The sequence below is a fragment of the Carboxylicivirga sp. M1479 genome, from assembly GCF_007097485.1.
Taxonomy (GTDB): Bacteria; Bacteroidota; Bacteroidia; order Bacteroidales; family Marinilabiliaceae; genus Carboxylicivirga.
In genome coordinates, this window is sequence record NZ_VKDE01000009.1 from 18,449 (window position 1) to 34,917 (window position 16,469).

General features: G+C 35.4%; 12 protein-coding genes. All 12 read right to left on the reverse strand.

Annotated elements, in window-relative coordinates:
• Positions 1-315 precede the first annotated feature (315 nt).
• Complete coding sequence (locus tag FNN09_RS07300) at positions 316-753, reverse strand: hypothetical protein (protein ID WP_143300980.1); 438 nt, start codon at positions 751-753, stop codon at positions 316-318.
• A gap of 66 nt (positions 754-819) precedes the next feature.
• Entirely contained in the window at positions 820-1,728 is a 909-nt protein-coding gene (locus tag FNN09_RS07305; RefSeq protein ID WP_143300982.1) for a hypothetical protein, read from the reverse strand.
• Between the two features lie 56 nt (positions 1,729-1,784).
• On the reverse strand, positions 1,785-4,835 hold the full coding sequence (locus FNN09_RS07310) for an ATP-binding cassette domain-containing protein (RefSeq protein ID WP_255434065.1): 3,051 nt from the start codon (positions 4,833-4,835) through the stop codon (positions 1,785-1,787).
• A gap of 28 nt (positions 4,836-4,863) precedes the next feature.
• On the reverse strand, positions 4,864-5,244 hold the full coding sequence (locus FNN09_RS07315) for a DUF1987 domain-containing protein (RefSeq protein WP_143300984.1): 381 nt from the start codon (positions 5,242-5,244) through the stop codon (positions 4,864-4,866).
• Positions 5,245-5,256: 12 nt separating this feature from the next.
• On the reverse strand, positions 5,257-5,826 hold the full coding sequence (locus FNN09_RS07320) for a SiaB family protein kinase (RefSeq protein ID WP_143300986.1): 570 nt from the start codon (positions 5,824-5,826) through the stop codon (positions 5,257-5,259).
• Between the two features lie 331 nt (positions 5,827-6,157).
• Positions 6,158-6,715, reverse strand: coding sequence for a GNAT family N-acetyltransferase (locus FNN09_RS07325; RefSeq protein ID WP_143300988.1), 558 nt, complete (start codon positions 6,713-6,715; stop codon positions 6,158-6,160).
• A 75-nt stretch (positions 6,716-6,790) separates the two neighbouring features.
• A complete protein-coding gene (locus FNN09_RS07330) occupies positions 6,791-7,771 on the reverse strand; it encodes a Gfo/Idh/MocA family protein (protein WP_143300990.1) in 981 nt (326 codons plus the stop codon).
• Positions 7,772-7,792: 21 nt separating this feature from the next.
• The gene (locus FNN09_RS07335; protein WP_143300992.1) at positions 7,793-10,534 is read right to left on the reverse strand and encodes a DUF3352 domain-containing protein; all 2,742 of its coding nucleotides are present in this window, start codon (positions 10,532-10,534) and stop codon (positions 7,793-7,795) included.
• A gap of 193 nt (positions 10,535-10,727) precedes the next feature.
• Positions 10,728-12,251 (reverse strand): phosphoethanolamine transferase, encoded by a 1,524-nt coding sequence (locus FNN09_RS07340; RefSeq protein WP_143300994.1) that lies wholly within the window; start codon positions 12,249-12,251, stop codon positions 10,728-10,730.
• A gap of 167 nt (positions 12,252-12,418) precedes the next feature.
• Complete coding sequence (locus tag FNN09_RS07345; protein ID WP_143300996.1) at positions 12,419-14,773, reverse strand: two-component regulator propeller domain-containing protein; 2,355 nt, start codon at positions 14,771-14,773, stop codon at positions 12,419-12,421.
• Complete coding sequence (locus FNN09_RS07350; protein ID WP_143300998.1) at positions 14,766-15,347, reverse strand: non-canonical purine NTP diphosphatase; 582 nt, start codon at positions 15,345-15,347, stop codon at positions 14,766-14,768. Before FNN09_RS07350 ends, FNN09_RS07345 begins: the two co-directional genes overlap by 8 nt.
• A 147-nt stretch (positions 15,348-15,494) precedes the next feature.
• Positions 15,495-16,328 carry a universal stress protein gene (locus FNN09_RS07355; protein ID WP_143300999.1) on the reverse strand — a complete coding sequence of 278 codons (834 nt, stop codon included), beginning with the start codon at positions 16,326-16,328 and terminating at the stop codon, positions 15,495-15,497.
• Between the last annotated feature and the right edge of the window lie 141 nt (positions 16,329-16,469).

Here is a 16,469-nt window from a genome sequence, read left to right on the forward strand (position 1 = left end):
AAAATGCCATGGCTTTAATTATTAAAAATGACTTGTTGGCGAGTTGGTTTTGGAACAATTGTCGCTAGTTTAACGAATGGTATCTTGCCATTGTTTACTTTAACTGTAGGTAAGGGCTTGGCAACGTGCCACATAAAAAAGTAGCATTGTTTGGGTGCTTGGCATTGTTCCAATGGTAGAAACGCCATAAAAGAAGCCATGGAACTTTACGCCGACTAAAATATACAAGTGAACAGAGGAGTAAGCCGAAGGGGTCAATGGGCATAAAAAAAGCCGTCCAGATACTGAACGGCTTAAGAATATATTACGGTGTAATTATTTCAATTGCTTCACAAGCGATAATACAGATTTAGCACATCCCTCTTGACCACCTTTGAATGAGAAATAAAGATTGTAAACACCTGTTTTTCGGCATACAAACTGAAATTCTTCATACATTTTGCCATTGTGGAAATTGCTACTGATTAACTTGTCACTTTGCTTCAGTTGCATAATCATCTTCTCTGAATTAGAAGCGCCATTAACAATGTTAAACTTGTATTGTGTGTTGCTATTAAGAACGACAGAAAACTTAACATAGCCTGTTTTCGTATCTTTCTTTTCTTTCACCATTTCAACTGTAAAGTCTTTGATGTACTGGCTTGTTCCCATTGCTTTTAATGCTGTTTTAAGCAAGTCATCGCCACATTGAGCCGATGCGCTAACAGCAGTGAATGTAAAAAGAACTAAGAAACTATAAATAAACTTTTTCATGGTATCAATTTTAATTGGTCTGGGTAAGAATATTTGCAAAAGTAATTATTTTTCAAACACTCAGACTTACGACACAATGAATTGTCTTAAAGACTTGATTTCAGCAATAATAGTTGCCACTTGTTCTGGTGTCACCTCAACATTACTAATCTCATCCTGAACGATAATTAGCATACCGTCTTGCTCAATGGTTTTAGGTTCGGCAAATTCAGTTGTTATTTTAACTCCGTCGTATGCACTTCTAAGTTTACCAATGCGTTGAGCTAACTCAGCAAAATCAGGATCGTTGCTATAGTTTTTAAGGATGATTTCGATAATATTGATAATGTCCTTTTGTTCAGCAATGCGGTTGATTAAACCTTCATTCTTTGTCTCTTCAATAACATTAGCAGTAATGTATAAACCTTCAATCCACGCACCAGTAACAATTAATGATGATACATTGCTTCGTTTTTGGCTACGTAAGTATGAATCCATTTTGTTAAAGCTCGAAATTGAGATTTGCATTAATGAATCTAGGTTGTTATTATTCGTCGCCATGCGCTTTAACGATGTAAAGTCGAAGAATTGACCAACTTTAATGCCTTCAGCTAATTCTTTTATCCCTACCAAATAAGAAACAACAATGCTGTTTTTATTAAAGGTGTTGATATAACCAAGATCGGCACTGTAAGCACCCAAATTTAAAGCACGTTTATAACTAGTGTTATAAGTATCGACTTTATGTGGGTTGTTTAATATTTTTTGTGAGAAGTCTACGCCAGTAGCTTTAATTAATGAAGCCATTTCAACTGGTGAAGAAATATTCTGAATAACATCACTCATCACTTCCTCAGATAGTTCAAGTGCTCCACTTTCTGCAGGTGCAAGAGTCAATTCATCCGAATCATTGCTTTTTTTTGATGACCCTGAACAGGCTGTTATTAAGCTAATTCCGGCAATCATCAGGGCTAGGTAACTAAATTTTCTCAACATTCTAGTACGTTTTTAATTTCGACTGAAGCAATTATACTTAATTAATTGGTAAAAGGTTACTTTTTAAACAGTTTTAATTCGCCAAAGAAGTCAATGCCTCGCTTTAACAAATCAAAATATAGTACGGCATACAGCATGATCGTTAATAACCAAACAATGGAAATATTAAACCATAATGTATCGTAAAATACGCCTGCAAAATGTTTTTGTGGAGCTAAAAAGTGCGTTCGGAATGATACGGCTGATTCTGGTTCAGGTACCTGATATATAGGATCAACCACCTGAATCAACTTATCACCATCGCGCAATAGTTTATTTTTATCAAATGTTTTGCGTACAATGTCCGAAATACTTTCGTTGTAATGCTTGTCTTTAATGCTATTGAAGCGCTCTTTGTTATTACGGATATTATCCGACATAAAGCGATTAATGGTATTATCCGCTTTATTAAATATGTCGCGATAATGTTCGTTCAGTTGCGCAATATAAGCTAGTGTTGATTCTACAACTTGTTCGTTAAAAGCTTCTGGCGTTAATTTATCAAGATCGTTAAATTCGATTGATGAAACGCGTTTAGTTTCTTTTGAAAGCTCGTTACGTAATAATGCTAAATCATTAATGTAGGTCTCGCTGTTAGTATCCGCTAAACGGCATGCATCCACCACTTCCTCAAGCTCAGGTAAATAGTATACATTTTTAAAGTCGGAGCTGCTTTGCTGTAGTTCAACATCAAAAATGTTCTTCTTATAGTTGTTGTGCTTGTATTGGTGAACAATTAAACCCTCGTAGATATATCGCGATGGCATAACCTCAGCTACAAATGGAACTTTATCAACACTCGTAAAGTCTTTGTTTAGTTTATCAAATGTAAACATAGCGCCACCCAAAACCATTTGAGGTATCATTACCAATGGGATTAGGATGTAGATGGTTACAATAGAGTTAAACGAAGCTGATAGTATCAATCCAAGGATGTTGGCAAATGCCGAAACCGAGAATAGGGCAAGCCAAAATTCGAAATTCATGCCTTGGATGCCTAAAATTGTGTTGGCTACTAATACAAATAATGTCATTTGTATGGCCGACATAACAAAGAGAATAAGGATTTTAGAAGCCAGATAACTGGAACGACTCAAATTCAGGAATTTCTCTCGTTTTAATATTTTTGCATCTTTAAAAATCTCTTCAGCACTTATAATGAGGCCAAAGAATAAAGCGACAATAATGCCCATAAAGATGTAAGGAGCAATGTTTTCATTCTCGCGGAATACATAAACACTTGATTCAGGATCAACAATATAGCGAATTAAATAAGCTAATATAAATCCAAGGAATGGTGCCTCAAGCAGGTTAAGAAGTATGTATTGTTTGTTGCTGATCTTTGATTTAAAATCGCGTAAAGTATAAATAAAGAACTGCTTAAACCACGATGGTATATTCAGTGATTTGGGAGGAGTAGAGTCAACTTGCTCTACCTGTGGTAATTCTATATTTTCCTTATAGTGTTCGTGCCACTCCTCTGGCGAGGTTTTACGCTTGTTGGTGTAATTTCCGTATTCATCAATTACATTGGCATCGATGATGTTGAAAATTAATTCGGGATTAAGGTTACCGCAGGTACCACATTCACCCTGGTCACTGTTTATTTGGGCATCTAAACGCTTGAAGTAAATTAATGATTCACTAGGATTACCATAATAAACTGGATAACCACCAGTATCAAGAATATACATTTTATCAAACATCTTATAGATGTCTGACGATGGTTGGTGAATTACTACGAAGATAAGCTTTCCTTTCAAAGCTAGCTCCCGTAGCAGATTCATAACATTCTCAGAGTCACGAGATGATAAGCCAGATGTAGGCTCATCAACAAAAAGGATTCCTGGCTCACGAATAAGCTCTAAAGCAATGTTTAATCGTTTGCGCTGACCACCACTAATCATCTTGTTAAGCGGAGATCCAACCTTTAAATTACGACGCTCATATAAACCAAGGCTCATGAGTGTGTTGTTCACCATTTCCTCAATCACACTTTCTTCTTTGTCTTTGAAACAAAGTTTAGCGTTGTAATATAAGTTTTCGTATACAGATAACTCTTCAATCAATAAGTCATCCTGAGGAATATAGCCAATAACTCCCTCAACTTTATCGCGCTCGTGGTGTAAGTTATAGCTATTGATAAGTACTTCTCCTGAAGTAGGCGTTTCATTACCGCAAAGTACGTTAAGCAGTGTTGTTTTACCCGCTCCGCTGGCTCCCATTATACCAATCAGTCGTCCTTGTTCTTCGCTAATGTTTACATCGCGCAGACCAATGCCACCTGTTTTAAATTGGAAGCCTACATTTTTTACTTCGTAGGAAATTTTTGACACCGATGAGTCAGACATAAAGCGTGAAACAACATCGGTGTAATATACTGGTTGACCTTTTGGTAATTTGGTAAAACTACCTTTAGGAAAAAGATAAATACGACGATTATTAATAAGCAACCCATTCAAGAATAAATCCTGACTACCTGTATATCTGACAAAATACAGGCCTGCACTATTAACGCGAAGTATAACCAAATGCCCATCAAGCTCACCCGATTGAATGTGCTTGGAATTTTGGTGATTTGGCTGTTGATGATTAACAATGAGTACATCGTCTAAATCAAGTTTCGATACATCATCGTTAACCGTGTAGGTTTCAATAGCTTCAATCTCTTCCTTAGGCAATTTAAAAACATCGGCAACCGTATTGATAATTGCCATGCGTTGCTCGGTAAATTTACGGTCAGCATTAACTAACTCGTACAAGCGCAAAAGCACAACTACTTTTTGCTCTTTATTCAGTTTTTTGTTAATCTTCTTACAAATTCCGAGAATCTTCACGGAATCCTTCATCGAAGTTAACTTAACCTTGCCTTCTGGTTCTGCTTTACCAAGTTTTGAATCCTTAGAAAATTTTAAGAAGAGTGCATAATATTCTTCAACATCCTCAGCATTTAGTTGCTGTTCAAGAAATGTTTTTACATACTCTGTTTCATTCGCCTCAACACCACCATCCTGTTTAGCAATTAAGCCAAACAGCTGCATCAGTGCCTTCAGAATTTCTTCACTCATACTTTAATTTTCAGGGAGGTCAGTACTCTTAGTCGGTATATGATATGTAATCGAAAGGAATTTCAACAATATCGGCATACTCTTCTCCAGCTTCCAACATGTCTTCTTCCTCTTCGTGATAATGCCATTTGATAACAACTTCGTTGTCGTTTTCAACAATTTCTTCAAATTTTAAAAGAATATCCAAAATTACCTTTGAAGATGCCGTGTTGAAATATTCTAATTTGAAATGAAACTCTGTTTTGTCAGCTGGTGCTTCAGAGTATGCATCAATCCACTCCAAAATTGGTTCGTAAAACATGTTTACATCTTCGGGTAGAGAACGTCCTGAGATTTCAAATTTATTATTGTCTTTGTCCAAAATTACGTTTGGGGTATCATCCGTCCCCGCAATATTGATTACTTCCATTGTATTGTCAGATTAGTTTCTTTTGATTGTTGATGTTAGTATGAAGAAGCTTACTTCATCGTTTAATTTCTTAAACTCGTAGCCAAGCTTGCTACCTGTTTTTTTAGCAATATCGATAAAGCCAAGACCGGCACCGCCTTTTTCTGATATCTTACCTTCGCGCATTTGCTTCTTATATAGGTCCGATAATCCTTTTTTATCTAAGCTATTAACGTGTTTTAAGCTGGCTTCTAATTCAGGAACTTTTACGTTTTTAATAACGTTACCTGTTATAATATTATAGCTTGCCTCACCATGGCTAACCATAACAATACCTCTGCGTTCATCTTCATTATTATCTAATGAATCTGCGTGTTTACTAATGTTCTGTAAGCACTCCACCATTACATTAAACACTTTACGCTGTACCGAGTTAGACTCCTGGCTTTTCTCAAGGCTTTTTTCGGTAAGTGATGTAAATGTTTTGGTAATTTCCTGGGTTACTTCTCCTTCGTAAACCAACTTAATTTCATGTGTTTTCATCGTCTTATACATTTGATATGCAAAGTCTAAAAAAACATCATTTTCGTTCTTCTTATCCATACTCTGAAGTGTGTTTAACATACTACTTCCTTATCAGTTTGCAAAATAATAAGAATTGCAAAAGTAGAAAGAACATTATAAAGAATAAGTGCTTTCGATACTTGTTTTTTGCAATTCGTTTATGATAACGTTAGATTTTTTGTGTCCTTTTTAATATTAGTCCACTAAATAGCATCTTAACGTATCAGTGCTACTACGCAAAAAAATGATAATGGTTCTGTTATTTTACGCCAAATAGAGCATTTGACGCCTTAATCAGCGCTTTTTATTGATGAATAGCGCTAAAATAAGCTGTTTTATTTCAAGAAGAAACACTAAGTGCTTGATTAACTTAATTTAAGTTGATTAAGAAGTTGGATTGAAGATTGATTTTTTCGCTTAAATTATTTTCAGCCTTAAGCTCATGATCATGGGTGCTAATAATAAATCCCTGCGAAAGATAGTTGGATATGGCTGACATCTTATCAAATTCATTTGCGTGAAAGAAGATTCTTTTGGGCTCGAACTGAAAACAATGATCAACTGCTTTTGATAAGAGCATGGCTCTTACTTCAAAATCAACAAAATCACTCACCATACCAAAGTTTTTAATCTCTACCTGACGATCGGGAAGAACAATTAAGTCGAAGGATCCAATGACTTCACCCTCGTATAGTGCCATGAAAAAGTGGACTTCGGGATATGCCAAAAAATTGCGAAGTATATCTTTATTCCAAGATAAATTTTCCCACCAACCATCATTGAGCTTATTGGATACTGGTAATTCATATGAGTAGTCAGTATTTTTTTTAATTCTGATTAACTCAATGCTGGTATCAAAGCCTTTTGCTGGAATAAATTGACTTCGGTTTTTTAACTCAAGAATATTGTAGTTCACACGTTTTTTCATAACTCCCTCATAAACATCCAAAGGGTGTTACGCATTTTTTATGCCAAAGTTTACTAAAAAATGCTAAAAATGAATTTAGCTGATTGCCTCCCAGCTTTGACTAAGTGATGAACGCTCAATGGCATCGAGTACTTTTTGGTTATGAAGATCATCATCATCCGACTCTTCACCCTTATTGACCATGGCAGCAAAGGCATCAATCATTAAGCCATATTGATCAACCGGATCTATAAGAATATCGCGTGAACTAATGGCTGTATCAACGGTAATTTTTGCCGGAACATCGGTATAGGTGTTAAATGGTAAATGAATAGTAATACGTCCCGCTGTTGCAATGATTTCAACGCGCTGGAATGCCGCAGTGCTTGTTGAAACGGTAAATGTTGCTTGAGCCGACTCAAAATCAAGAATGGCCGATGTTAAGTCATCAGTCCCAAATTCCTTGTGGTAGTTCATTGTACTTATTACACGCACGGGTTCTCTATCCAAAAGAAAGCGAGGAACAGATATAGCATAACAACCAATGTCTCTTAAGCCACCACCACCATACTCCTTAATATTGCGAATGTTACTTGGCGATGGATTGTTGTAAGAAAATAGAGTGTTGATGTATTTGATGTTTCCAATGTTGTTAGTTCTGATAATGTCGCGTACTTTAATCCATTGCGGATGGTACTTATACATATAGGCCTCCATCAAAATAACATTATTTTTATCGCATACCTCTTTAACTTCTATCAATTCTTGTGAAGTCATGCACATGGGCTTTTCGCAAAGTATATGCTTGCCCTTCAAAGCCGCTTTTTTTATCCACTCGGCATGAAGGTGGTTGGGAAGAGGTATGTAAACGGCATCTAGTTCCTCATCGTTGAGCAGCGCTTCGTATGATTGATAATATTTGGGGATATTGAATTGTTTCGAAACCTGTTCGGCTTTGGCTGCAGATCTGGAAGCTATGGCTACAATATCAACGGACTCAAGAGCCGTGGCTGGCAATACGATTCGTTTAATAAAATGGTTAGAAGCACCTAATCCACCTAGCTTTATTGTTTTCATACCCTTGGTTTTGAATCAGTATTAATCAACTTGGTAATTGTAAATGTAATTTTCAGACCCACCTACGATAAGGTTAAAACGTGAGGCCGATGATTTAAGAAATCCGATGCTGAAGCGAGAGTGCCCCTTGAGTGGAAAACCTTTATACAAGTCGCCATTTTTATTTAACAAATGAATGCGTCCTCCTGTTTTTTCACTGATTCCAAACTTAATATCCTTACTTGAGAATTGGTAGCGATCAACAGTAAGGTTTATTGATTGATCAAAGGATTCATCAAATAACTCATCTCCATCCTGACGAATGCAAACCACTCGTTTATCTTCAGAGAATAAATAATGTAGTTGATTATTCATATAGAAAGCATCAAAACCATGATTTCCTTCAATTTCTGTAATTTCGTTCTGAACTACCTCACCGTTTGATAGCTTTATCTCAAGCAATAAGCCATCCTTGTTAGTGCTAATTAAAGCATCATTGGTTTTATCCTTATTAATAAGGTGGTAAACTGAATTGTGGTTGCGAACGAAATTGTTTTTAAGCTTTACCCTAATGTTTCCCTTACGATCGCAAATGTAGTTACGTTTGTCATCGGCAAAGGCAATATAATCTTTACCATTTGAACGAAAGTGCTGAATTGCTTGGCTAACCGTTCCTTCTGATTTATTAAATTTCCAACCTGAAACGATATTACCTTTGGTATCGTACAGATACACTTTTTTATTTTCACAGGCGATAAATAATCGATATTTGCGGTTGTTATCGTAATCAAATACAGCCATCGAATTACTTGCTTTAGATGGCAGGCGAACAGGGAAGTTGGCCACATGATTACCATTTCTATCGAGCAAATAGATTGAATTTTTAGTGTTGAATAGGTATTGTAGTTTATTATTGCGGTAGTAGTCAATTTGGGTAATATTACCATCTATAGGACTATCAAGCGGTTTTTTCCAAAGTACACGCCCACTGTTGCTTAATAAATATAGGTTGTTGGCATTGTCTTGCACAATAACTTCTCGCTCTTTGGTGTAGTGGTTTTTTACAAGTACTGGTTTGGTGTAAACTGTCGAATCCAAGAGGCTCTGCCAAATAGTGCGTGGTTCCGATTCTCGTGTAGGAAGATACTGTAAATATGAAGTAGAATAAATCATTTCACCAGTTCCACTTAACTGAGTGCCCAAGCCATAAAAGTTATTTAAGGTTTCTTTTTGGTTTTCGGATAAATTGCCAATTAAGGGTTCAAAAGCACCACCAAGGATTGCTGACAAGTGGGCTGTTTCGCAGTAGGCAAACATATTTTCTCTGGATGAAAACTGACCTAGAAATGCCTGATGTGTTTTACTGTTATTCAGTGTTTTATTTAGTATGTTGTTGTAAATGAATTGTTCAATTAGAACTGTTGCATCGGCAATAATTAAATTGTTTTCAAAAAGAGCCATGTATTTTTGTGGAACCTTAGGAAATATTGGGTCAAAAAAGTGTTTAATAAAATTTTGATCAAAAGCTCGGTAAATCGTATAACTAAGATCATTATCGGGCTTGTATTCCTTAATTTTTAGCGATGTTAATTTGGCTTGCAGAGAACGTGCAATGTTCAGAAGTCCATCGTGAGCGCTTGATTCGCTGTTAAGCTTCAATACCATGAAACCATTGGCCTTAGATTCGAGGTGGTTATAATCGGTGTAGGCTAAAGCTACAGAGCCTGATAAGTGTTTGAAAAGTTCATTTTCAGGATCAAAACCAATACTTTTTGTCCAACTGTTTATTGTATTACGGTAACTATCGTTGGTCGTATTTTTCTTGTGAAAATTATTTATTCGCTTTTTAATTTCATTACCATCAGATAGAGATAATGACATGTAGGCTCTAGTGTTGCCAGGTAATACATTTTGTATTTTTGCGCGTTGTGGCTGTGCATTGCTTAATAACTGACTGATGATACCATGGCTTGTGCTGATAAAACCATTCATCAGAATTCCGTTATTCTCAATATCTAAATCAACCTCTGCCCATTTGCTTTGATTCGCAACAACTTTAACTTTTTTCTTGAAATTACTGGCTGAGGCTACTTTTAATACTTCAGGCAGTTGCTCAAAATTGACAAACACATTTATTTTTGAGCCAGCACCTATTGTTTTTTGAATCTTTTTAAAATCTGCTGAATTGGTCCAGTTATCGTTCGATAGTTGCTGTCTAATTGATGACTCAATTAATAAGCTGGATTCGCTAAATAGTAAAAGCCCATTTTTTATGTGGATGAACCATTGTTTATCGTTGGCTTTTAGCTGATAAATGCTTTTGGAGTTATATTTTCTATTTGATAATGCAAAACCTAATTTGGGAGCTGTTTTTAGGAATCGTAACAGTTTGTTCTCCTGCCGCCTGTTTGGTAGTTCAATTACGAATAGAGCCTTTGTGTCATCTTTGCCCTGGGCATGTATCGAACAATAAAGGGGTAGTTTATTAATCTCTTTCGCTAAACTAATTCCTTCGTTATTTACAACTGAATCAAGAGAACTTAGTTGATCGAATCTATTTTTTATAGGTTCAAAGCTTTCCAACTCATTAGTATAATCAATGGTTCGAATTAGCTTTTGAATGTAAGCAAGGTTATCTGTTTTGATTATTAAGGCAGCACCACTAGGAATGACAGATAAAGAGTGGTTGTTGTCGTAGCTTTTTGAACGGCTAACATGAATGAAGATATAAACTAAAACAGTACAGCAAATGGAAATGGTGGCAATTACCCAGCCCTTTTTCATATGATTAAATTTATTTTCAAAGGTCACATGGTACGCCCAAATAAAATTAGATCTTCCAAAGGTTTTTTCTGAAGATCAAGATTTACCAGCTCGTTTCATGTGTTCAGATTGTATGGTTAAAATCAATGTAATGTAAGCATAATTAACAAATACAAAAGTAGTTCTGAACAAGGAGATGGGCAAAAAAAACAAGTTAATGCTGTGAAAAAATATTTTGGCTTTGATCAAGAATTTTAGTTTCTATATCACAAGCACCTAAAATAGAATGAAAAAGTAATGAAGTTGATGTTTCATTATTTTTATTTTTAATAGCACTTTTATATTTGTCCATATTTTTTTCCTTGTAAGTTTCGGACATCCATACAAAACATGCAGCATCATGGAGTTTCTCATGCTCGCTTGCATGCAACCACATTTCATTTTCTCCTAATAATTCTCCGTGATCGGATATGTAAATTAATAGTGAATTTTTATTTTCTATTTTATGGATTATTTCATCAATAAAGTAATCCATATACAATATGGAATTATCATACGAATTGATTTTCTCTATAGCACTATTGTGTTGGATAGATCTTGATTTAGTGATTGGGGTAAATACTTTAAACTTCTCAGGATATCTATAATTATAGTACCAATGTGAACCGATGGAGTGTAAAAACACACATTGATTTACATCAGAAGATAAATCTATATTTTTAAATAAGCTTAATAGCTTATTGTCTGTCCATTTTATGTCAGAATAAGTACTAATTGTCATACTGGCGTTACTATAATACTTAGCAGATTTAGCAATTTTATCGTACGTATAATCTGGTGTCTGATTGGCTAGCCAGAAAGTATTAAATCCACATTGGTTTAATACAGATATGATTGATTTCTCAGAGTAGGCTCTTTCTGGAGATTGTGAATCTGATCTAGTAAGGAGTTGTGGAATTGATGCTGCAGTATATGTGTATAACGATTTGTTGTTTGAAAAAGAAATAATATCACGCTTAAGTAGCTGGGGGGTTGTGTTCCTATGATACTTATTTAACCCTAGATGATCATTTCTTACCGCTTCGCCAATTACTACAATAACCAATAGCGAATCGCTTTTTGACACTTTAGCATCCAAAGCAATATCCCTTCTATCGATGCTATATAATTCTTTAACTTTTATGTATTCTTTGGTTGCATTAATTATCGTAAAAGGCACCCTATTAATAATAGTATTCTGCCTATAACTATTTGCATAAACAGCAGGGAAAATAAGAATAAGGGAAATAATAAGATGAAGTGCCCATTTTGCACGAAATAATGGATTAAATCTACTTCTGTGATGTATAGTAAATGCAATGATAACTATGCATATTAAGATGATAACTCCGATGTCAATTGATAAAAATTCCTTTGTTACCTGCCAATCAGTATTCAGAGTGACCTCTAGAATAGCACCTGTTATTGTAATGTTAAACAAGTATAAGTAACAGGAGCTTAGTATGGATATAGCGGCAATTGGTGGAAAGAAAAGATAGAATATAAATTTATTAATACTTAAAAAGTAAAGTATTCCAAAAATAGCACTTGTAATTATGCCAAAATGAATGAAAAATGAAATACTATCTGACGCTGATGCTAGCGGAATTCTAATGTAATTGCTAAATCCTATGAGGAAACTAAGAATTAACAAGATAGTTAAGTACTGTATTTGTTTTTTAAATATCTGTTTTCTCATCTAACCTTAATAACCAGGGTGAATATTTACTAGCTATATAAGCAACGAACATTATAATCGGAAGGGCAATACCTAATTCTAAATGACCAAATGCAACCAAAATAATTGTAATGCCTTTAGCTGTGTCTAGCCATTTAATTCGATTATTTAGTTTATTTTGTTGCAAACTATCTAACAATTAACAATTTAGTGACACTCGATTTTTCTCCATCAGGAGAGCTTACATAAATTAGGTAAACACCTGTTTTAACATTTTCCCCACTTAAATTTTTTCCATCCCAATATGCTTTACCACCAAGTGATGTTGTTTCGTGTACGAGTTTACCACTTACATTGGTTATTTTAAGGATGCTATTTTGCACTAAGCCGGTAATAGTAATGTCGCCATTGTAATCTTCACGTACAGGATTTGGGTAAGCGTATAGGTCGTTATAGTCATCTCCGCCCTCAGTCGCATACCCTTTGTACGAAACTATGCCCTTAGCAGTTCCAATAAATACTTCACCAGTAGTTGGAGAGACTGCAACGCTTGTTATGGTATTAGACGGTAAAGGGCTGTTATCCATATTAAACGAAGCATAAGTTTTTAATCCATCCTCAGAAACTAAATAGATACCTGAATTTTCTGTTCCTAACCATTTGCGGTTGGCACCATCAACAGCTATGCACGATACATTTTCCTTTTCTAATAAATAATCGGCTAGATTACTGCCGTCGTTTCGTGGTACTTTAATGCGGCTGGCAATTGGGTAATCTTCAGAAAATATAGCCCATGGACGATAGTAAACCAGTACTCCCTTATCAGTTCCTAACCATATATAGCCATTTTTATCTTCAGCCATACTAAGTACCAGTTTCGTTATGACATTTCTATTTTCATCCCAAAGTTGCAATTGTCCTTTATTTCTTTGATCATTGCCAGTGGGCTTCATTCCACTCTTGTATTCGTGTTCACTTTGGTCTAATGAGCCTTTGGTATCAACAACCATAATACCTTGTCGTTCTGCTGTAAATGACATTGGAACAGGGATCCATAAAACGTCATTGTGGGTCATTAGAAACTGCCCAGTGCTATGTAGAAAGTTCCCAGCCTCATAGTCAAATTGTAACCATTGGTCATTATTTTTCACAACAATTCCTTGATTAACAGAACTGTTTGACATCCATATATTTCCTTTGCTATCACTGGCAATTCCTCCTACTCGTACGTATTTCCTAGCGTCAGGATAGATGTCTTGGAGGCCACTATTGGTTTCGTCGAAATGTACAATGTGATCAATACCTTTGGTTTCGTATATGCCACCGCCCCATGTGCACATATATGCAACAGAATCATTTATTGCATTGGAGCAGATGCGTAATAAATCTCGACTTGTTGTTGAACTGGCTGGCGTTTCGCTCCTATAGTTATTCCATTGTTCAAAATCAAAATATGAATATTCAATGGTTCTGTTTAGATTATTGTAAATAGAATTAATGCCTCCTCCAGTAGAATATACACCAGTTCTGGTTGCATGGATGTCAAAGCAATTATTAGAATAAGGACCATTGGCTATGTAATTCACATCAGCATCCTTGCCAAGCAATACTAATCCATGGTTGTAATCCGCAATAAAGTATACATCTTCATAACTTGAATAGGTGGCATCTTGTGCATTTATATTGTCATCAAATGAATAGTTCTCAATTCGTTTAATTATTGTGAAGACTTCGTTGTAAATTTCAATAGCTGACTGATAAGAGATGACCATTTGACCACCAAAGACCTTTAGGCTTTTAAAATTGCTTGTCGTTTTTAAGTTTTGCCAATTGCTTTCATCCCCGTAAAAAACCACGTAGCTATTGTAATTTTTAACTGTTGACACTATTTCATTTTCATGTTTATTAACGGCAACATGAGGGTTTGATGAAGTTGATATTCTTATCCATGCCTTATCATAGACGATTAGTGGATCTGTTAAGTCAGCTTTTAAAAGGCCTCGTTCAGTTGCCGCATAAATATGATTATCAATCACTGTAGTTTGGTAAATCTTCAAACTCTCAGCATTATAGCCTAAAAAGTAAGTGTCGCTAACCTCATATTTTTCGATGTTAATGACTAGGAGTGCATAATCCGTGCTGCAATACACTGTATTATCAACAATATGAAAATGGTTAATTTGCTTTGTTCCTTGTATCTGTTTTAGCTTAAAATCAGGAATGTTGATGATGTTATTCTCGCTAAGAATATCTACATTACCATTGGCATAACCTATTATAAACCTATCATTACTAAATGCATTAACCGCAGTTATAGAAACATCACTTAATCCATTAACTCTGCTGTAGGTATTGATTTCTTTAGTAAGCTTATTTAGGATCATTAATCCCATTTCGCTGGCAGTAATCGTATAATTCTCAGATTCGGCGATGTGCTCAGTGTTCCTATACGAGAAATGGTCTCGCCATTTGGTATCCTGAGCTTTTAATGGGCCTAAAGCAATAAATAAGATAGTTGTAATGAATAAGATATTTCTATGCATAGTTGTCTTTTAAAAACTCTATCAATTTAACCATTGCTCTTCCGCGGTGACTAATCTCGTTTTTCTCTTGTAAATTCATTTCTGCAAACGAATTAGCGAATCCTGTCGGTTTAAAAATAGGATCGTAACCAAAACCATCCCCGCCTGTTTTAACTCTTAAGATCTCTCCGTCAACACTCCCTTCAAACTGAAATTCTTTACCCTTAATAATTAGGGAGATTACTGTTCTGAAACGTGCCTTACGATTGGATGAATCACCAAGTTTATTCAGAACCATATTCATGTTCGCATCAGCATTTTTGTCTTCTCCCGCATACCTTGCGGAATAAACACCAGGCTCACCATTTAGGGCATCCACCTCTAGTCCTGTGTCATCTGCAAAACAATTGACTTTATATTTCTTGAATATATACTCCGATTTTTGCAGAGCATTTTCTTCAAGTGTATCCCCAGTTTCTGGTATTTCTTCAATAAAGCCAATATCGGCCAATCCAAGTACTTTAAATTGATTACCAATTAATGCTTGTATTTCCTCTAACTTGTTAGGATTATTTGTTGCGAATACCAGTTCCATAATATAATTGAATTAACTATTAAACGTATTGCTTACAAAAGTATTTTAATTCGATTAAAAAAACATATTGAGATGGATGAGTATTTAAACAAAAAAAAGACGATCATAAGTGACCGTCTTTTGTATATCCTTAATAAATCATCATTCTCAACCAAAACCTCCGTAGCCATACTTCATTAGATCGGTACGAGGGTTAATGACTAATACTGGCATTTTAGCACTGTTGGCAATAATGTATTGCTCATAGGCTCCAAGCACATAGTCATGAAAAGCTATATCGCGTGTGGTCATCACTAAAACTAAGTCAGCATCAATTTTTTCAGAAAACTGAATGGTTTCCTGAGAAAAAGATGTAGTTCCTTCAGAAAGAACAAGTTCATAATCAACCCCTTTTTCTTCCAAATATTTTTTAGAAAAAACAACATTCGCTTTTGTCCGGCTATCTATAATACCTTCTTTGGTTGCAGCTGCATAAATGTAAACCTTAGGTTTAGAAAATTGATACAGGAATTGTATCCATTTCAACTTCTCCTTGTTTTCGGCTTTGTAATCAATTGGGAAAACAACTTTTTGGTAATCGGCACGTTTAGGAGCCGATTGAACAACCAAATAAGGGATTTTAGAACCTACAATAACCTTTAAGGCCCAGCTGCCTGTTAGCTTTTGTAAGCCTTTCATTCCGTGTGTTCCCATTACAACAAGAATGCAGTTTAATTCTTCAACAACGGCATTAATTGTTTTAAATATTGTTCCTTCCTTAACGGAATAGCCTGGTTGAACTCCCCATTGGTCTTTTAGTGATTCAACATGCTCACGAAGCTTTGTTTCCAATTCGGAAATTTGTTCTTCCTTTTTAGCAATATGTAGTAAATGTATTTTAGCATCTAATTCTTTTGCAACCTTAATAGCATGCTGAACGGCATTGTCCGCTACTTCGGTAAAATCGAATGGAACTAGAATTGTGTTCTTTGGTGTGTCCATAAAAAGCTCTCCTGAATGTTCTTTATTAACGGAATAAATATAGTATTTTTGATTCTAATTGCAAGATAGGGACCTTACCGAAATAAATATGCCGAAGGGAGCAATCAACATAGCAAAGTCAGCGCTACAACTTTTCAAAAA